The sequence below is a fragment of the Photobacterium sp. AWH4_225 genome, from assembly GCF_056158405.1.
Genome location: NZ_JBSWTF010000004.1, coordinates 1,930,180 through 1,949,238 on the forward strand (window position 1 = coordinate 1,930,180; position 19,059 = coordinate 1,949,238).

A 19,059-nucleotide genomic window follows, 5' to 3' on the forward strand; every position below is an offset into this window, starting at 1 on the left:
GAGGACACTCTAATGACAATTAAAGTCGTATATTACTTAAACCAGTTCTTCGCCCAAAAAGGTGGTGAAGAGATGGCCCACACTCCAATGGAAGTGGTTGAAGGGACTATCGGTGTAGGCACGCAAGTGAACACCATGCTGCAGGACAAAGCGGAAGTTACCCATACCATCATCTGTGGTGACTCTTACTTCAATGAAAATGAAAGCCTATGCTGCCACGGCTTGCAGGAAATCTTAGCCCAGCTAAAACCTGATCTTGTTGTAGCAGGCCCTGCCTTCAACGCAGGCCGTTACGGCATGGCTTGTGGTACGGTAGCGAAAGTCGCGCATGAAATGGGGATTACTACCATTTCAGGCATGTATATCGAAAACCCAGGCTACGAATTATTCCGCCAGTACGCCTACATGGTTGAAACTGGCAACAGCGCAGCGAGTATGCGTAAAGCGATTCCTGCCATGGTGAACATGATTAACCGTTTCATCGATACAGAAGGTGAAATGGGCTCACCTGAAGAAGCGGGCTACATGCCTCGCGGTATCCGGGTAAACTTCTTCGCACAGAAGCGAGGTTCCGAGCGTGCGGTTGACTTGCTGATTAATAAGCTATCGGGCAATGAGTTCACCACGGAATACCCAATGCCGGTCTTTGACCGGGTCGAGCCTCAGCCTCCAGTTGAAATGCTTAGCACTGCCAAGTTTGCGCTAGTTACTTCAGGCGGTGTTGTGCCTAAGGGCAACCCAGATCATATCGAGTCTTCCAGCGCATCGAAGTACGGTGAGTACAGTATCCAGGGCCTAGAGACCTTGACTGAAGATACTCACGAAACGGCCCATGGTGGTTATGACCCAGTGGCATGTAATCACAACCCTAACCGCGTATTGCCTGTTGATGTACTTCGCGACATGGAGCGTGAAGGCGTTATCGGTAGCCTGCATGACATGTTCTATACCACAGTCGGTAACGGTACTGCGGTAGCGAAAGCCAAGGAATATGGTGCAGAAATTGCGATGAAGCTGCAAAAGGCCGGGGTTACCGCCGCTATCTTTACTTCCACTTGAGGCACTTGCACACGTTGCGGCGCAACGATGGTCAAAGAAATCGAGAAAGTTATGCCTGTAGTTCACATTGCAACTGTTGTTCCTATTTCGAAAACAGTCGGTGCGAACCGTATTGTTCCTGCTGTTGCTATTCCACACCCACTGGGTGATCCGAATATGCAGCCGAAGGAAGAGAAATACATGCGTCGTCAATTGGTTGAGAAGGCACTGGGTGCGCTTCAGACTAAAATCGATGATCAAACGGTATTCTAAGTCGAGCCTTGTGTAATTACCCAATTGCATGAGACCAAGCCAGCCTGAATAGGCTGGCTTTTTTTATCTTATTCCGAGATGTAATAAAGATTTCATTTCTGAACGTGGCTAAATAACCATCTGTGGATTATGGTTATTGATGGCGTTTTTTGACTAAATTACTGTGCACTTGTGTGAACATCTATGTATGTAATCTGCGATTGGTTTATTAAATGTGTGACGCCGCTTCACAAAGGAATTTTTTCCAAGAAAGTAAGAATATTCTTAATGGCAAATTTTTTACTTTCTATATTAAAAATATGATGGAGTATATTTAAAAATATTCAATTAAATATTCGGTTTTATGTGTTTTGTTATTGATTTAATCAGAATTTAAGTGTTTGAGAAATATTCATAGGTTAAATTTAATCAACAAATAATTTATATAAGGTAAATATATTTATGGTAAGGGCAGTTACTGGTCCTCTCTTTGTCTTTTTTTTAATTTTCTATAGCGTGATGGCGATCGCATCAGAGAGTATCGGGGCTGTGAGTGAGTTTGGATGGAGGGCGTATAACGTTGAGAAATATGATGATGTACCTATCAATCAGATACATAGTTGGAATTTGCAGATAACGGATGGTGCAGGAAACCCTACCGGTTGTGCTCCACAACAGGTAAGGGGCGGGATGCCTGCTCATCGGCATGGTTTACCTACTCAACCACAATGGCACCAGGAGAAAGGAGCTGGAAACTACCGAATAGATGGCTTGAAGTTTCAGATGCCGGGTTTATGGCAAGTGATCTTTTCATGTAAGGATGACAGAGAGCGTACCCATGAATTTATCTTTGAGTTTATGCTTTAGGCGCTTCAATTACCTGTTGCTGTGTATGGTGATTATCGGATGCCCCGGTGAGGGGCCTGCTTTTCGTCAGCATTGGAACCAAGATGAACTAAGCATTCTGCAGTCACTGCATTTGTCCAATCTACCGCCAGTCACTGATCCGGGTAATGCTTATATCGGTAATGATGCTGCTGCAGAGTTAGGGAGAAAGCTGTTTTTCTCGCCCCAGTTAAGCCAAAAAGGCGATACCTCTTGTGCCCATTGCCATCAACCTAAACATTATTTCACATCAGGTAAGCCGTTAGACGGCAAGCGTAATACGCCGACAGTGGTGGGTAGTGCGGCTTTTTCTTGGCAATTTTGGGATGGCCGGGCCGATAGCTTATGGTCACAGGCACTGTTTCCGCTCGAAGATCCTACCGAGCATGCACTGAGTCGTCTTGAAGTTGTTCACATAGTGCTAGACAACTTTCAGGATGACTACAAAGAGGCCTTTGGAGCAACGGAGCAACTAACTAATTTTTTAAACGAAAAGGCCTCATTGCCAAGACAAGCCTCGCCGGTAAACAGTACCGAAAACTGGGAATTATTGACCGATCGGCAGCGCAACCAAATCAACCAGATCTATGCGTCAATAGGTAAGGCATTGGCTGCATACCAAGCCCGGCTGATGCCTGCAGAGTCACGGTTTGATAAGTATGTCGAAGCGGTTGTCAAAAAGGATTATGAATCGGCCCATCAGCTTTTGAGTCCAGCTGAAGAGGCAGGGCTTAGCCTATTTATCAGCGATCGGGGACGATGTATCCGCTGCCATAGCGGCCCATTGTTTTCAAACGGCGGGTTCACCGCAACTGCAGCGCCTGGAAGCCTGAATGATGAAGGACGTTTGGCGATTATTGAGCAACTGCCGAATAACGAGTTCAATTGTTTAAGCCAATACGCCGATGAAGGTGAGGGAAGTTGTGATGAGCTGGTTTATTTGAAAACAGAAGGTGAAGAGTTACGCCATGCATTTAAAGTCCCAACACTTAGGAATATAAGTTTGACGGCGCCATACATGCATAACGGCTCATTTAACGAACTTGGTGAGGTAATGGATTATTATAATCGATCTCCTCGTAATAGCTTGAACCACACAGAGCTAGAGCCGCTTTACCTATTTCCTTTCCAACTCAAACAGCTTGAACAGTTTTTATTATCACTTGAAAGTGGAATAGCACCTTCATCGGTATGGGAGCTTGCCCACAACAAGGAGAAAGCAGAATGAGATATATTTCCCTGTTGTTGTTTGCCTTATTTTCAATACCTAGTTGGGCACATGTAAGATGGTTTGTTAATTCTACCCAGTTCCCAGAGGTCAGCTTACCTGTTGATCCACTTTTTTATTCTATTTTGGTCGCTGTGGTTGGGTTTTGTCTGTTTGCCTCTATTATTACCCGGCAGGGATTACTTGGCCCGGTAACCGCCAATCCTGTTATGACCGACTCCTTCTTTTTCTGGCGTATTCTAACGGTAATTATGGCGTTGTTCTTTATCCTCAATGTAGTGCTCGGCGAATTTATCGCGCCTAACCTGCAACTGGATACCGGACGTGAGATGATAGGTGTTTGTTTGCAGGTCGCTGTAGCGACTACGATGGTTTTTTCTGTATCTATCAGTGGCCTTATGATCCTGTTGATAGCACTCACTTCGAGTATATTGCTGCCTTTTTCAGCCGTGATTGACTATATTCCTGAGTTATTCGGTATTGGGGGGGCGTTAATACTGATTGGCCCTTATATCACTCCTTTTGACAAGAAAATGTTTAGCCGTTTTGTGAATTTCCTTGGTGGTCGAGGGAGCGCAGTGGTTTTGCTACGTTTTATGTTGGGATTACAGCTGTTAATCTTAGGGGTGCACAATAAACTCATGTTACCGGGCCTGTCGCTAACCTTCCTTGAAATGTATCCCTACTATAACTTCTTTCAGCTAATGGGTTGGGAAGCTTTCAGTCATTTGCATTTTGTGTGGTTTGTTGGTTTGAGCGAGTCCTTGCTCGGTCTGATGTTGATGCTTGGCTTTGCCAACCGGTTAGTTGTCGGACTATTGGCGACGATATTCACGATAACCACCTATGTAGCGGGGCCTACTGACCTGCTGGGACACCTGCCTATATTCGCCATTGCCTTTATATTGCTGTGTGAGTCAGTGAACAAGTCATCTAATCAACCTCAACTAAAGACCGCGAGCTAATTTCCAAAGGCTATAGCCAGTCATTAACGGCTGGCTATAAGTAGAATCGGCGTTGCAGCATAAACCTTCACCAGGAATTATTCCCCTGACTTGAGAACTGTACTCACAGCTTCCTCTATCATCGATTTTCCATACATACGAAGTGGGTCTAACGAAGCCCTCTCGTGGAAAAGTAAGCATAGGCTTTGTGCTGGAATAAACGGGGCTGGGTGAGTAGACACATCATATTGTTGGAAAAATCGGTCTTTAGTCTCGGCTGCGAACATCAGCCGGTCGGTACCCGCCAGTGCCATGGCCGCAAACTCCATCGATGATGATGAAAAGGCAATATTTCGGTGCTGATGGTGCTTAGTAGCTAAATAATTCAACCACCTCTCTACGGCTTCATGGGTGTTTACCACAATATGTGGGTAGTCAAAGAGTTGGCTTTCGGTGAGTGGTGTACAAGCCAAAGGGTGGGTGTTGGCCATGACAACTTGGTAGTTGATTTTGCCTAATGGTAAGGCGGTTACCTGAGATAAATTATCGGGTGCAAAGCCTATGGCGAAATCAAGCCTAGCTTCGCGAAGCATTTCAGGCACCCGTTCATTCCAATCTACAATATCCAACCTTACTTGGGGCAGTGTTTTGTTCATTCGTGATATCAAGGCGTGAATGAAACTACGGGCCCCGTTGCGATGGCAAGCGATACGTAGAGTGCCCGTCGCTTTGAGAGGTTCGAATTGAGATTCAAACAATAGGTTTTCGAGCGACTGTAATTGCGCTGTCAATGCTGGTTGAATTTGAGTGGCATACGGTGAAGGCTCTAAATTTCGTCCGCAACGGATCAGAAGAGGATCGCCTAAAGCATCACGTAGTTTTCCAAGCTGGTAGCTGACTGTGCTTTGTTGAATTTCCAGAATCTCTGCGGTACGTGATAGGTTTTTGGTTTCTAACAGTACCAATAACATGCGGAGCATTTTTAGATCTAATGCGGCTAATTGTTCAAAAGCGTTGTGCATTATTTGTCCCTATCCAAAACGGCAACAGAATAACAATACAGTAGTATCAAAATTTTCGATAGCTGGTATTTTTCATATCGGATTGTTTGGATTTGCTTGTTTGAGAAAATATAACCATTCAATCAAAGAGGATGGAAAGATGACAAAGCCCCTGACTTCCCTTGTTTTATCAACACTTTTGCTACCCACTGCGGCATCGGCTGAATTAGTCGGTGAGCATTTCACTGCTGAATTAGATATTCCTTATGGTAAAGGGTTGGTAACGGTTGATGGCAACATCACTCAGCGTGATTTGCTAATGGATGTTGTTAAACCCACTGAACCAAGAGCAGAGCAAAATCCAGTTGTTGTAATGACTTTTGGTGGTAACTTTATTCGCGGTGGGCGTAATGATGTGTATTCGGTAGAAGGGGCACAAACGACAACCATGCGAGACTACTGTAAGTTGTTTGCCGAAGAAGGTTATACCTGTGTGGCTATCGACTACCGGTTGTCGTTGGAGGAGCCGGTGCCTTCGAATATTGGCTATAGCGATGAGTTGCTGGTAGAAGATGAGCTGCGCATGAAGGCGCTTCATGACCGCCACAACATGCTTCGGCAGGGTAAGGGGTTAGAACCTCTACCGGATGGTAGCCTAATTGTTCGCAATACTATTATTTCAGCCGCAGAAGATCTCTATCGTGCCGTGGAGCATTTGCAAGGTAATGCCGACAAATACAGTATTGATCCTGAGCGTATTGCCGTTGGCGGTTTCTCGGCGGGGGCAATGACGAGCTTCAATGTGGCTTATGGAATGAATGCGCCAGTCAAAGCGGTGTTGGCGAATTCCGGCAGGTCTCTTGGTTTTGATATCGAAGCCGCAGCCAAAGAGCGAACCACAACACCTCCTGCGCTGCTGCAAATGGGCCAGTATGACCTAGAGCCTCTACTTGCTAGCGTACGCCATGTATTACCGGTATATGAAGAACTTGGTATAGAGACCGATTTGGCTTGGGTTCCTGGTTTTGGCCATTTTTATCCAGCAGGGGCTATGGCATTAGGGACGGATTTTGCTCGGGAGCCAATTATTGATCGCATGTTAGCTTCCTTGGATAAGTATTTGTAAGTGTTCATTTTTCCAAAACAGGTAAAGGATTGGCATTATTGCCAATCCTTTAATTTTCTTGGTTGTATTATTACTCGTACTCAGAAGCGTAAGTTTCTTCGTAAGTGTGCGAGTAAAGCTCGAACAAGTTGCCGAACGGGTCTTCTAGGTAAACCATTTTGGCTGGCTTGTTATCATCTTCTGGGTGGTAGCGCATGATATCCATACGAACTTTACCGCCGAACTTTTCAACGTTTTCAATTGTCGCCGCGAAATCGTCAGTTTGCAGGCAGAAGTGGAAAATACCCAGGCGTGAGAAATCAACTTCATGACGCTCTTGGCGCTCTTTCATTTCGAACAGTTCAACACCAATGCCATCGGTAGTGACCAGGTGGGCAATGTTGAAACCTTTGAAGCCTTCACCAAAAACAGCGATACACATTCTGCCGATGGCGGTCTCACGCTCTTCGATCACTTTGGTGTTGCCCATGACAACTTTCAGGCCAAGCGCGTTAGTGTAAAACTCAACGGCTTTATCCATGTCGCCGACCATAATACCTACGTGATTCATTTTCATAATTTGCTCCAGACTCTGATGAGTTGCTACGTGTTTTGTACGTGATTTGTTTCGATGGGGAGAGTATATGGATAAACCACTATCAACTGAAATTATCAAAAATTATTTATTTGATAATTTTTGGTTATTATTTGGTGCTAAGGACAAAGCTGCATTGTAGATCGAGATTACAACTGGTCATCATGGACAAGCGCAAAGGCAAAGGTGACAATTACCAGATATTCAAAAGAAGGTGATCCACTGCATTGTTATGAACTCTCTATCTCTCTCAGAAGCCCGGAAGCTGGTTTTACTCTCTCAAGGGTTACCGTCCAAGCCACAAAAAGGTAGCGCTTATGACAAGTCCTTGTTGGCATTTAAGCGACTTGGATATCTGCAAATAGATACGATTTCAGTAGTGCAGCGCGCTCATCACCACACCCTATGGAGCCGAAACCCTGACTATAAGCTCGAACATTTAGAGCACTTGGTTCGGGACAAGAAGGCATTCGAGTATTGGTCACATGCGGCATCTTATCTATTGATGGATGACTACCGATATAGCTTACCCCGCAAGCTAGCGATTAAATCTGGCGAACAGAATCATTGGTTCAAAAAAGATCCCAAACTAATGGCCAATGTCCTAAAGCGTATAGAGTCGGACGGACCGTTAATGGCTAAAGACTTCGAGTCTACATTAATAAAGAGGACGGGCTGGGAGAGCAAACCCACTAAGCAGGCTCTTGAGATGCTCTATATGCAGGGAGATTTGATGATCGCTGAGCGCCGCAACTTCCATAAGGTATACGATTTGACTGAGCGGGTAATACCTTCACACATTGACACATCTGTGCCGACTGAGCAGGAATATGCCCACTTTCTTGTAATTAGCTTTCTGAAGGCCCACGCTATCGGCACTTTGAATGAAATTACCTATTTACTTAAAGGGGTTAAAGCACAGGTCGCCAAAGCGTTGTCAGAGCTATTGGAAAACCGGGAGGTTGAAAGGGTTAAGGTCAGCAACGTTGACTATTACGTTCGTCCTGAATCATTGGCCCTGCTTGACCAGCGCCTTTCCCGTAAAACGGCCAAGATCCTTTCTCCGTTTGATAACCTGCTGATCCAAAGGGGCAGGGCAAACTCGATTTTCAACTTCGACTACCAATTGGAATGTTACGTGCCAGCGGCAAAGCGTAAGTTTGGCTATTTTTGTTTGCCGATACTATGGGATGGCAGGTTGGTTGCAAGGGCGGACTGTAAAGTGAATAGGAAGGCATTTAGGCTAGAGGTGATCCATTTGTTCCTGGAAAGCTCATTAAAGGCAAAAGAAGCTTTTTTAGCAGCACTCGATCTAGAGCTGCAAGCTTTTGCAAAATTCAATCAATGCGGTGGATATACAATAGAGAAAACGTCCACCACACCGTATTAGTTATCTTTGCTTTTCTTGTATTTAGACTTTCGCAATAGCATTTTTTCCAAATCCTGAATCGCTGTCGAGAGCTTGATGCCGCTGGTGATCAGCCCATGCTCATGGAACAAGATGGAAGGGATCCGCTTTAAGTTGTACCGATAGCAATCAGCGGCGGTTGTGATGATGATTTCCACCCCTGACAGCTCTGTATCATGTAACCAGCCAAGCTGGTGCTCAGAGCACACCACGGTGACCCTGCCCACATTCTCGGATTGCCAGCGATTACAATACATCGAATCCTTTGTCTGTAAATTCGACATGTCATCCCTTAGTTATTTTTTATACCAGTAATTATTTTACTGTCTTTAGAAGGAGTTAAAGTTAGAGTTATGTCAGTAGACCGTTAGGATTTAACTCGCATCTCATATCTGAGACGACTTTAGAAGAAGAAAGCACCCATGAGCATTGAGGCTGCATATGTTAACAGCCTCCAGCTTTGTACGGGGAGTTAGACAACAGCGGCTTGGTATTCAGCAAAACGAATTCCCATTGCGCTTAAGCTTGACTTGATGAGTTGCATATCAATGAACTGGAAATCACGGTTTTGCTTATCTGGAAACTGGCGATGAATATCTGCGGCAGTTAATGTCATGTGGTCTGGATTGGGTTTGCACAGTATTTGGTAGCGTTCGATCGCCTGCTCAATTGTATCGAGTGACTCCATATCCAGCCCTTCCTGCTGATTAAGCAGAACAATGCTCCGGTAAGGTGTTTCGTGTGGTTTTACGCTGCCGGCCAAAGGATGGGAGACTAGCCGCGCGCCAAGGTGGATTTTGTCACGAGCTAATGTCAACACATCCAGAATATGATCCCGGTGTGTGATGGTGACATGGGTTGATAGGGTCGCAAGGCTTAAGTTGTTGCTAATGATTTCTAATCTGTCGTATCTCACGTTCTTGTCCATTATTGTTTTAATATAACTCCGTATTATAGATTTATTTACAATGTACAAATTTGATCTTGCTGGATATTTTTTGCGAAAAATTGAACGGTCAAACAAAGTAAATAGTTCAGAAAAGTCAAAATACGAGTAATGTTAATTGGCTGTAATTAATCTGTATTGGAAAATGATAAAAGCATAAAATGGAAAATTATACACAAGCAGAATAATGTTAACCAACGCACACTTGAATACATTGTGTTGCATAATGTTTTCACTTTGCCCGCAAGCTCACACAACGATTATTTTTGGCTTTAACTCAATGATTGATATGGGTATATTGGCTCCAACGAAACGCGGAAGTGGATGGGGTCTGGTGGCCCTCCCGGTCTTCAAAACCGACGTGAGCTGAATAGGCTTTGGCAGGTTCGATTCCTGCTCCTTCCGCCAACTCATTTCTAAAAATTCGGAAATTATAAAACATCGGTATTTCGTTTGTTTTATTCAGGGGTGAAAAATGACAGCGGCATTTTAATACCACTGATTTTATATCAAGTCTTCATCTATTATTGTCCCTGACATTTTCTAAGCCCTACTTAATTCATAACTGTTAGCATGTTTGGTCTGACGGTTTTATTTTTAACTATCGGGGCTTTATCATGGCAATAAGCACCTTATCGTCAATTCCACAAATTGAAAAAATCCTCCAGCAAGCTTTTCTGGCACCTTTCATTGAGCGCTTGAGCCGCCCAGTGGTGGCCGATGCCGTCCGTGAGCAAGTGGCTCGCTACAAGAAGCAACATCTGCAAGATCCTGAAAACCACCCATTCTCGCTTGAGCAGCTGTATCACAATATTGAGCAAGGCTGTTGGCTATTGAACCAGCAGCGCTTGCAGCGGGTGGTCAATGGTACAGGGGTTATCGTTCATACCAACTTGGGGCGATCGCCAATCAATGCTGAACTCTGGCAGCAGGTCTCCGAGGTGAATACCCATTACAGTAATTTGGAAATAGATCTGAGTACCGGCAAGCGAGGGAAGCGCAAAGGACTACTCCAACAACTGATGCAATATCTCACGAAGGCTGAGAACACGCTGGTAGTGAATAACAATGCCTCATCCATCTATTTGTTGCTGCACGAGTTAGCCAAAGGCAAGGAAGTGATTGTGTCTCGTGGTGAGCAAATTCAGATAGGTGGTGGCTTTAGGATCCCAGATATCCTTGCTTTATCTGGCGCCAAGCTGGTGGAAGTGGGTACGACCAACATTACAACCACAGAAGATTACCTTGACGCCATAACTGATGAGACTGCGATGGTGTTGGTTGTGCATACCTCTAATTTTAAAATCCGGGGTTTTACGGAATCACCGGATGTGAAAGAGCTAGCCAGTGCACTGCCAGAGAATGTGATCCTCGCCATTGACCAGGGCTCAGGCACAACAACCGAGCAGATGCCGGATGAACCGACCGTAGCCAGTTATATTGATGCAGGGGCGGATTTGGTGTGCTATTCGGGGGATAAGATCCTTGGCGGACCGCAGGCCGGCATGATCTCTGGCAAAGATGCACTCATCAAGCAGCTTGAAAAAAATCCGATGATGCGTGCTTTCCGCCCTAGTCGGATCGTCTACTCACTTCTCGAAGAGCTGGTAGTCAGAAAGCTTAACCAGCAGATAGAAGGAAAAGGGGTCGCTGAATCGAAAAGTCATGTTGATCTTAATTTGCTGAAGCAAAGAGCCCAAGAGCTAGCTGAAGGGTTCAACGATTTAATCACTGCGGTTCAGTCAGAGATGACTGTTGGAGGAGGATCGCTGCCCGATCAGGATGATCCCTCGTGGTCGGTACAGATCAATCCTAACCAGCCTGCTTACCAGCGCTCTCCGGAAAAGCTGTTGGCTGTAATGAGGCAATGGCCGCTGCCAGTGATCGGGGTGATCAAACGTGACAAGGTTCAGCTCAATCTGGCGACGATCGAAGCGTCCGAGATTCCCTATTTGCGTAGCCAGCTGGCGGAGGTGCTGCAATGAGTTATGTGGTTGGTACGGCGGGGCACGTCGATCATGGAAAGTCCGCTTTAATCAAAGCCCTCACCGGGATAGATACGGCACATTTGCCACAAGAGAAAAAGCGAGGCATGACCATTGATTTGGGCTTTGCCTACTTCAAACACCAGAATGGTGAGCCTGTTGGGGTTATTGATGTCCCGGGTCACGAACGCTTTATTCGTAACATGGTCGCCGGGGTATGGAGCCTCGATATGGTGTTGTTTGTGGTGGCCGCTGATGAAGGCTGGATGCAGATGTCGACTGACCACCTAAAGGTGATAGCCTCGATGGGCATTGAGAATGTCACTTTGGTGATCACCAAGTCTGATTTGGTCGATGAGGATATGTTGGCCCTCGTCGAAGAGGAATCGCTTGAGCAGTTTCTCGATATAGCGGGTTTTATCCCTGACTCGGTCACAGTATCAGCCCACCAAGGCAAAGGGATTGATGGTCTGCGCCAGCATATTTGTAAGAAGCTTGATAAAACGGTAGATCAAGAGCGGGTGGACAGCGATCGTCATGGTCATTTGTACATTGATCGCGTATTTACGGTTAATGGTGTCGGGACCACGGTTACCGGCAGCCTCTGTGGCGGAGAGTTTGCTGTCGGCCAGAAGTTGTATTTGCAACCTGGTGGGCGTGAGGTTCATGTGAAAAGCTTGCAGTCCTATCATCAGAATATTGAATTGGCAAAACCGGTGTCACGAGTGGCAATTGGCCTTAAGGGCGTTAAGAAGAAAGAGGTTGAGCGTGGCTTTTGTTTGACTAGCCGGAAAGAGACTCCCTTTGTCACCGATGAACTGATTATTCGCCTAGATAGCCAGCTTTTTGAAAGCTCTTCACCTGGAAAGCAGTGCAGAAATAACAGCGAAGTAGAAGTTGCCTTTGGTACTTTCAATACGCTTGCCAAAATATTTGTTTTCAAGGGAACTAACCTTGCGAGACTTCGCTTGAAAGAAGCAGCAAGTTGCTTTTGGAATCAACGAGCCTTGCTGATCCAGCACGGTGGTAGCCGTATCCTTAACTGCGGTGCCATTGTTTGGTCGGGGGCTGTAACCAAAAGTTACCGCAATAAACTCTACGATCTTTTGATGGCAATGCCCGAGCATCCGGCATGGGAAGATTACGTAACAATTAATATGTCCCTATATGGATTTGCCAAACGGGGCGAGCAAGCGATTGATGAATCAGGATACAAGATTTGTGGTCAGTGGCTGTTTACCGAAGAGTGCTTCAGCCAAACCTACCAGCAGGTCGAGACGATTTTGAAACAAGGCCAAATTGATTTGTCGGCCATTGAGCTGAGCGGCAAATTACAAATGGCAGTAGCCCCATTGTCGGCGGTGCTTGATGTGTTAGTTCAAGAAGGCAAGCTGAGACAATGTAATGAGCTGTACTCCCTAGGTAGTGGGCAGAATGAAGCCCAGTTGTCGCCAACAGCCAAGAAGATCCTTGAGCATATGGAGCAAGCCGGCAAGCAAGGTTATGAAGCGGACAAAGAAAAAATTCCAGGAGCCCAAAAAGAGCTGAGAAACCTCGTCAGGCTTGGTTTTGCGGTACCGATGGAAGGGAAAATATATTACCTCGCTTCAATTTATGAAGGTTTGGTACAAGACCTACTTCACTGTCGGCGAGAAGGGGAGCGTTTTGCTATCTCGGAGGCAAGGGAGCGAACAGGGCTATCGCGTAAATATATGATCCCATTACTAAACCGGATGGAGACCGATGGTTGGATCAAGCGCGTAGATAACGATAGACAGGTACTTAGAGCATTAGATACCGAGTGCGTTTAGTCCAATAAGGATTCTGCAGTTAGCATAAAACAGCCGAAGCTCTAGCTGAGCTCCGGCTGTTTTTTTTGTTAAGGTAAGTCAAACAGCAATGCCGTCACAGGCTCCTGTTTGGCATTGGTCATTCGGATTTTGGTGTGTTGCTCGATCTTGGCACCATCACCAGCATGAAGCTCTGTATTTTCGACAGTGAGTGTACCGTCGATTTGGTGTAGATAGATATTTCTTCCGTTTGACACATCAAAATCGAGTTGTTGCCCTGGCTTCAGGATCAATTGGTACAGAGAGGCATCCTGTTTAATGTGCAGGGTTCCTGCTTTGCCATCAGGTGTTGCAATAGGCGTTAAGCCATCTTGTTTACCGAAGTCTTTTTGTTGGTACCCCGGTTGATTGCCGAATGTATTTGGTTGGATCCAGATTTGGAGAAACCTCAGTGCATCATTTCGCGATGCATTATATTCGCTGTGGTAAATTCCACGGCCTGCCGACATCAGCTGAAATTCACCAGCTGGGAGCGTTTGGATATTACCCTCACTGTCTTTGTGTTCGATACTTCCTTCCAACACGTAGCTGATGATCTCCATGTCTTTGTGACCATGGGTATCAAACCCCGCTCCGGGTTTTACGACATCATCATTGATAACCCTTAGGGCAGAAAAGCCCATATGTTCTGGGTCATAGTAACTGCCGAAAGAGAAGTTGTGATTGCTATCTAGCCAGCCGAAGTTAGCCCGTCCACGATCTTGTGCTTTACGTACTGTGATCATAATCCATTCCTCTTACTGACAAATTCAAATTAATTTAATTCTGCTTTAAGAAAGCAAACCCTTGTGGGTTATCGTTAAATCAAAGTTTAGGCATGCTAAATTGAAAGGAAAATCGGAATGATTTGAAAGTTAAATTCAAATTATTTGAATAAAGGATATCGCTATGCAACATGCAATTACGATTGAAGCTCTCAGGGCATTGGATGCGATTGATACAAAAGGAAGTTTTGCGGCAGCAGCAGAGTCTTTGTTCAAGGTTCCTTCTGCGTTGACCTATACCATAAAGAAGCTGGAAGAAGAGATGGGCGTGGCATTGTTCGATAGAACTAAACAGCGTGCTCAACTGACACCCGCTGGCCAGCTTGTGCTGGAACATGGGCGGGAAATCCTGTTAGCGACTAATCGATTAGTTGATTCTGTCCAGCAATTGGAGTCGGGTTGGGAGCGTGAAATTCGTATCGCAAGAGATACGGTGATCCCTGAATCTGTCCTTTTTGAGTTGGTTGGGCAATTTAATCAGCTAAACCATAACGTAGATGTTTCACTTGGCGTCGAAGTGCTTGGTGGCGGTTGGGATGCGCTTCATAGCCGGCGGGCAGACATAGTGATTGGAGCTACGGGGGAGCTGCCCAAAGGCCTTTTTCACACTCATCACATCGGCTATCTGTCTTTCGTATTTGCTGTCGCGCCACACCACCCTTTGGCGAGTATTGAAGGTGTGCTAGAAGCCGGTATGGTTGCTCAATTCCCTGCTGTAGTCGTATCAGACACTTCCCAGCTTCTACCTGTTCGCGACAGTGGTCAATTTAACAGTAAGCAAGTGATCAGAGTGAATTCGATGGCGTCAAAGCTAAGGGCGCAGCTAAAAGGCTTGGGTGTTGGTTTTCTCCCTGAGCATATGGCAAAACCTTATTTGGATACGGGGCAACTCATCGTCAAACAATGCGAGATTCCCAGAGAGAATCAAGAGGTATATATCGCCTGGCATAAAGGGCAGGTAGGGAAAGCCTTCGAGTGGTTTGTTGAACAACTCTGTAACCAAGATTGGCAACTGAATAAAGGGAAATATTAACCCTCTTAATTATGTGTATTTATCCGGTGAAGCCGATAATATACAAACTCAATAGTATTAAGTAGCCAGGGAGGCATACGATGTTGCTCACCAATTTTCATACCCATTGCCATTACTGTGATGGTAAAGGCTCACCACTTGAGGTGGTTGAACAGGCTAAGCAACTCAATTTCAAAGCTATCGGCTTTAGCTCCCACGCTCCTCTGCCATTTAAAAATGACTTCTGTATGCAGCAGGAAAATCTTGAAGCGTATGTAAGAGATATCATGGCGCTAAAGACTGACAATGACATTGAGGTCTATCTGGGGTTGGAGGTTGATTATATTCGAGGCCTGCTCTCACCGAGTGACAAAAAGTGGGATGACTTGGGTCTGAATTATAAAGTTGGCTCGGTTCATACCTTAGCGGCCCCTAACGATCGTTACCCGGTGCTGAGTGTTGACGGCCCTCATGATGAGTTCAAAATGCTATTAAATGAGGTCTATCAAGGTAGCGCCCGGGATATGATTGAAACCTATTTTCAGCGAGTTAGTCAGCTCTGCGCAGAGGGTGGATTTGATATTCTCGGCCATTACGATTTGGTCAAAAAGCATAACAAGGCACTGCAGTTTTTTGATGAGACCTCTCCCTGGTACAAAGATATTGCCATCTCAACCTTAGATGACGTCGATAAATCCGGCGTTATCTTGGAAGTGAATTATGGTGGTATGTTGCGTGGTGCGACTGATGATGTCTATCCGTCCCCTTGGCTGTTAAAAGAGGCAAGAGACAGACACATCCCAATTCAAATTAACGCCGATGCCCACGCGCCACATCACTTGGGTGTTCACCATAAATATTGCCGAGAAATCCTTCTGGAAACTGGGTACCAAGAGCAAAGAGTGCTGCTTGGAGGGAGGTGGCAAGATGTTGCACTGTAAAGCGTGCTAACTCATAAGTTAGCAAGCCTGATATTAAACTTGAAATTGAACTGTTGGTGTATAAAGCATTAAGCATGTTCATTTTGCATACACTTGACCTTTTTTTCACTATTTCTGCCATACACTGACGTATTGCGAAAAAGTCGGTATAGATAGGAAAAATCGAATGTGTGGTATTTCTGGCATTATGGGATTGCATTCCCGCATAAACATTGAGTCTGAAGTGCAAAATGTTTACTCCATGCTAGATCTGATGGAACACCGTGGTCCTGATGCAGCGAACGTGTGGCATAACGGTAACAATATCGTTCTCGGACATCGAAGGTTGGCGATCCAAGATCTGTCGACATTTGGTGAGCAGCCAATGCTGTCGGCGAGCAAGAAATACACTATTGTTTTTAATGGTGAAATATACAACTTTAATGCCATCAGGCAAGAGTTGGCATATGACTATAATTTCACTTTTACTGGCCATTCTGATACAGAAGTGTTGGTAAATGCCATTGAGTTATTAGGGCTAGAAAAGACTCTCGCAAAACTTAATGGTATGTTTGCCTTTGCTCTGTTAGACAATACAACCAACATTATCACCTTAGTGCAGGACCGGGCTGCAAAGAAGCCGCTTTACTACGGTTTTGTCAATGATCGCTTTGTTTTTTCTTCAGAATTAAAGACGATCGCAGCGTTACCGGATTTTCATAAAAATATCGACCAAAACGCACTGTCTCTATATTTTCAAAAAGGCTATGTACCTGCTCCGTATGCCATTTATGAAGGCATATTCAAATTAACACAAGGAAGTATCATCACTATTGATGAGAAGACGATCGCGGGCAAAGATAACTTTACGCCTAAAACAACTCAATATTGGTCGCCTTGTCAGCGTGCCGTCGAGATGTCTTCCTCGCCTTTTACCGGAAATTTTGATGCCGCTAAGCAGCAACTCAATGAGCTACTCATGGACTCAACCGAGTTACGCATGGTGGCGGATGTACCTGTTGGAGTCATGCTGTCTGGTGGCGTGGATTCCACGTTGGTTTCTGCGGTCTCCAAGCATGTGTCAACCAAGCCGATAAAGACATTCTCTTTGGGTTTTAACGGTTTTGAAAAGTCAGAGGCTGAGTCAGCTAAACGGATAGCAGAATACCTAAAGACTGATCATGAAGAGATGTATATTCATGGTGAAGATGCGCTGAATGTCGTGCCGCAAATCTATAACATCGCTGATGAGCCATTTGGTGATTCGTCGCTGATCCCAACCTATTTGGTTTCTAAATTGGCCAAGTCTCAGGTGACGGTTGCCCTAACCGGTGATGGCGGGGATGAGTTATTTTATGGTTATAAACGCTATTTCAGTGGCAGCAAAATCTATAACAAGCTTCAATCGGCACCTTACCCAGTAAGAAAATCACTTTCGCTACTTAGTGGAGCGATTGCCAAGGCACAGGGGCCAGAATCTGCGTTTGAAAAACATGTTGCGATGCTCGTCAGTGATCATCCGTTAGACTTGTACAACCTACGAAAGGATAAATTGTTCAACCCATCCCGTATTGTCTTAAATGACTGTAAGGTGAATGACATTGCCTATGAAAAGGTGAAATCACTTAAACTTGATTCAGCAGAGCTCAATATGATGCTGTACGATTATCAAACCTACTTGACGGATGACATTCTGACAAAGGTCGACAGTGCTTCGATGGCGGTTAGCCTAGAAGCAAGAAACCCTATTTTGGATAAACGCATTGTTGAGTTTGCGTGGTCGTTACCGCAGGAGTTCAAGTCAGAGAACGGTAAAGGAAAACGTATTTTGAAAGCACTGCTTAATGATTATGTTCCTACTGAGCTGACTGACAGGCCGAAGCAAGGCTTTGGCTCTCCACTGAGGGACTGGTTGACAGGCCCTCTTCGGGATTGGGCTGATGAGGTTCTTAACGAAGATAAGTTGCGTAGCCAGGGAGTTTTGGACGCAAGCTTTGTCAGAGGGCTTTGGGAAGAGTGCATGGCGAATAACAAAAAGAGCTTTTCTCGGATTTGGACTATCCTGATGTTCCAAAATTGGTACGACAACCAATTATAAATTTCTCCGCTATTCAATAAGTAAGAAGCGTGTTACGTAGCACGCTTCTTACTTTGTGATTGCCCGTTTAAGCGACATGGTTCATAGCCATTTGCTGGAAAATGAGCATGAAGTCTTTCGACTTTCAAGCCTTGGCAATAGACAAGGCTAAGCTGCACGCATAACGTATCTGCCAGATTGGCTCCGTAGATTAACGTTAATGGGAGTAAAGCTGTTGCCTGAAAAGTTGGGAGGTCCAGCTGAGTTCTTATTGGGTATAGAGCACAGTTATATGTAAATCGCGGCCCTATAATAAGTTGTAGGTTAACCATTGAGGGATTGCTGATGCTAAATGAAAACCATGCGTTTATTTTAGATTTTCCTGAGCTCAAATTAGATATTGTTCAACTTAATCACGATGATCCAAGGTTCAAAGCCGAGCTGCAGCGTTATCATGAGCTTGATTATAATATTCGTCAGTTGGAGATATCGGGAAGCCCGATTGATGACACCAGCATGCATGACTTGAAACACCAGCGTATGGTGCTAAAAGACATGCTCTATAAGCAGCTTACCCAGCATCATGAGCAGGCCGGAAAATAATCATACTCATTCAATGATATAGATCCATATCCTAGTATTTTCGCCATGATAGTTTGAACAAATGATTGAAATCGGCAGAGTTAATCAAGGAGAGATTAATGCTAGGAAAACACCAAGAAGCTTATGGGGCATTTTACCGTTCGACGCATAATAATGAGCACCTGGATACAAAAACAGAGTTATTGGTCGGGCTTGCTGCTGCAATGGCAATGAATTGTTTGCCATGTGCCAATTATTATCTCAAACAAGCTAAAAAGGCGGGGATCACCCAAGGAGAGGTGTCTGATGTCACCGCCAAGGTGATGGCTGTGTCTGCTGGCCAAAAGAAGCTGCAGTTGCAGGAAGTGCTAGAGCGTTATGATATTGACTTGAGTACTTTTGCTGAATAAGCAATGTAAACAAACCATGAAGGCGAGCCATGCAGTTCGCCTAACTATGACTACTTA

Annotated in this window: 18 protein-coding genes and 1 tRNA gene; 14 read left to right on the top strand and 5 right to left on the bottom strand. The window is 45.1% G+C overall.

Going from position 1 to position 19,059, the window contains the following annotated elements:
• The first annotated feature begins 12 nt into the window (after positions 1 to 12).
• The 4 genes from grdB (at position 13) to ACXAD4_RS25830 (ending at position 4,368) form a co-directional block, all read left to right on the top strand.
• On the top strand, positions 13 to 1,311 hold the full coding sequence (grdB, locus tag ACXAD4_RS25815) for a glycine reductase complex selenoprotein B (RefSeq protein WP_475244871.1): 1,299 nt from the start codon (positions 13 to 15) through the stop codon (positions 1,309 to 1,311).
• Between the two features lie 441 nt (positions 1,312 to 1,752).
• On the top strand, positions 1,753 to 2,157 hold the full coding sequence (locus ACXAD4_RS25820; protein WP_475244872.1) for a FixH family protein: 405 nt from the start codon (positions 1,753 to 1,755) through the stop codon (positions 2,155 to 2,157).
• A complete protein-coding gene (locus tag ACXAD4_RS25825) occupies positions 2,129 to 3,403 on the top strand; it encodes a cytochrome-c peroxidase (RefSeq protein ID WP_475244873.1) in 1,275 nt (424 codons plus the stop codon). The genes ACXAD4_RS25820 and ACXAD4_RS25825 overlap by 29 nt, the downstream gene beginning before the upstream one ends.
• Positions 3,400 to 4,368 (top strand): hypothetical protein, encoded by a 969-nt coding sequence (locus ACXAD4_RS25830; protein WP_475244874.1) that lies wholly within the window; start codon positions 3,400 to 3,402, stop codon positions 4,366 to 4,368. The genes ACXAD4_RS25825 and ACXAD4_RS25830 overlap by 4 nt, the downstream gene beginning before the upstream one ends.
• Positions 4,369 to 4,445: 77 nt before the next feature.
• On the opposite strand, the gene ACXAD4_RS25835 is transcribed toward ACXAD4_RS25830, so the two are convergent.
• A complete protein-coding gene (locus ACXAD4_RS25835) occupies positions 4,446 to 5,369 on the bottom strand; it encodes a LysR family transcriptional regulator (RefSeq protein WP_475244875.1) in 924 nt (307 codons plus the stop codon).
• A 139-nt stretch (positions 5,370 to 5,508) separates the two neighbouring features.
• Between ACXAD4_RS25835 and ACXAD4_RS25840 the strand changes: the two genes are divergently transcribed.
• Positions 5,509 to 6,474, top strand: a complete 966-nt coding sequence (locus ACXAD4_RS25840) for an alpha/beta hydrolase (RefSeq protein WP_475244876.1) — start codon at positions 5,509 to 5,511, stop codon at positions 6,472 to 6,474.
• Between the two features lie 70 nt (positions 6,475 to 6,544).
• Here ACXAD4_RS25840 and ACXAD4_RS25845 read toward each other — a convergent pair whose 3' ends face one another.
• A complete protein-coding gene (locus ACXAD4_RS25845) occupies positions 6,545 to 7,030 on the bottom strand; it encodes a VOC family protein (RefSeq protein ID WP_475244877.1) in 486 nt (161 codons plus the stop codon).
• Positions 7,031 to 7,280: 250 nt separating this feature from the next.
• Here ACXAD4_RS25845 and ACXAD4_RS25850 point away from each other — a divergent pair, with 250 nt between their 5' ends.
• Positions 7,281 to 8,438 (top strand): winged helix-turn-helix domain-containing protein, encoded by a 1,158-nt coding sequence (locus ACXAD4_RS25850; RefSeq protein ID WP_475244878.1) that lies wholly within the window; start codon positions 7,281 to 7,283, stop codon positions 8,436 to 8,438.
• Here ACXAD4_RS25850 and ACXAD4_RS25855 read toward each other — a convergent pair.
• Together ACXAD4_RS25855 and ACXAD4_RS25860 are read right to left on the bottom strand one after the other, a co-directional pair.
• On the bottom strand, positions 8,435 to 8,740 hold the full coding sequence (locus ACXAD4_RS25855; RefSeq protein WP_475244879.1) for a hypothetical protein: 306 nt from the start codon (positions 8,738 to 8,740) through the stop codon (positions 8,435 to 8,437). The two genes, ACXAD4_RS25850 and ACXAD4_RS25855, sit on opposite strands and share 4 nt — an antisense overlap.
• Positions 8,741 to 8,928: 188 nt before the next feature.
• The gene (locus tag ACXAD4_RS25860; protein WP_475244880.1) at positions 8,929 to 9,372 is read right to left on the bottom strand and encodes a GrdX family protein; all 444 of its coding nucleotides are present in this window, start codon (positions 9,370 to 9,372) and stop codon (positions 8,929 to 8,931) included.
• 346 nt (positions 9,373 to 9,718) lie between these two features.
• Between ACXAD4_RS25860 and ACXAD4_RS25865 the strand changes: the two genes are divergently transcribed.
• The 3 genes from ACXAD4_RS25865 to selB all read left to right on the top strand — a co-directional run bounded on the left by ACXAD4_RS25865 (position 9,719) and on the right by selB (position 13,198).
• Positions 9,719 to 9,810, top strand: a tRNA-Sec gene (locus ACXAD4_RS25865).
• A gap of 209 nt (positions 9,811 to 10,019) precedes the next feature.
• Positions 10,020 to 11,387, top strand: coding sequence for an L-seryl-tRNA(Sec) selenium transferase (gene selA / locus ACXAD4_RS25870; RefSeq protein WP_475244881.1), 1,368 nt, complete (start codon positions 10,020 to 10,022; stop codon positions 11,385 to 11,387).
• Positions 11,384 to 13,198, top strand: coding sequence for a selenocysteine-specific translation elongation factor (gene selB / locus ACXAD4_RS25875; protein ID WP_475244882.1), 1,815 nt, complete (start codon positions 11,384 to 11,386; stop codon positions 13,196 to 13,198). Before selA ends, selB begins: the two co-directional genes overlap by 4 nt.
• Positions 13,199 to 13,266: 68 nt before the next feature.
• On the opposite strand, the gene ACXAD4_RS25880 is transcribed toward selB, so the two are convergent.
• Complete coding sequence (locus ACXAD4_RS25880) at positions 13,267 to 13,962, bottom strand: pirin family protein (protein WP_475244883.1); 696 nt, start codon at positions 13,960 to 13,962, stop codon at positions 13,267 to 13,269.
• Between the two features lie 163 nt (positions 13,963 to 14,125).
• Here ACXAD4_RS25880 and ACXAD4_RS25885 point away from each other — a divergent pair, with 163 nt between their 5' ends.
• The 5 genes from ACXAD4_RS25885 (at position 14,126) to ACXAD4_RS25905 (ending at position 19,002) form a co-directional block, all read left to right on the top strand.
• Positions 14,126 to 15,034 carry a LysR family transcriptional regulator gene (locus tag ACXAD4_RS25885; protein WP_475244884.1) on the top strand — a complete coding sequence of 303 codons (909 nt, stop codon included), beginning with the start codon at positions 14,126 to 14,128 and terminating at the stop codon, positions 15,032 to 15,034.
• Positions 15,035 to 15,114: 80 nt separating this feature from the next.
• Entirely contained in the window at positions 15,115 to 15,954 is an 840-nt protein-coding gene (locus ACXAD4_RS25890; protein WP_475244885.1) for a histidinol-phosphatase, read from the top strand.
• 166 nt (positions 15,955 to 16,120) lie between these two features.
• Positions 16,121 to 18,031, top strand: a complete 1,911-nt coding sequence (gene asnB, locus ACXAD4_RS25895; protein ID WP_475244886.1) for an asparagine synthase (glutamine-hydrolyzing) — start codon at positions 16,121 to 16,123, stop codon at positions 18,029 to 18,031.
• A gap of 324 nt (positions 18,032 to 18,355) precedes the next feature.
• Positions 18,356 to 18,613 (top strand): HP1242/YdcH family protein, encoded by a 258-nt coding sequence (locus ACXAD4_RS25900; RefSeq protein ID WP_475244887.1) that lies wholly within the window; start codon positions 18,356 to 18,358, stop codon positions 18,611 to 18,613.
• 98 nt (positions 18,614 to 18,711) lie between these two features.
• Positions 18,712 to 19,002: a carboxymuconolactone decarboxylase family protein gene (locus tag ACXAD4_RS25905; RefSeq protein WP_475244888.1), complete on the top strand. Its 291-nt coding sequence runs from the start codon at positions 18,712 to 18,714 to the stop codon at positions 19,000 to 19,002.
• Positions 19,003 to 19,059 lie beyond the last annotated feature (57 nt).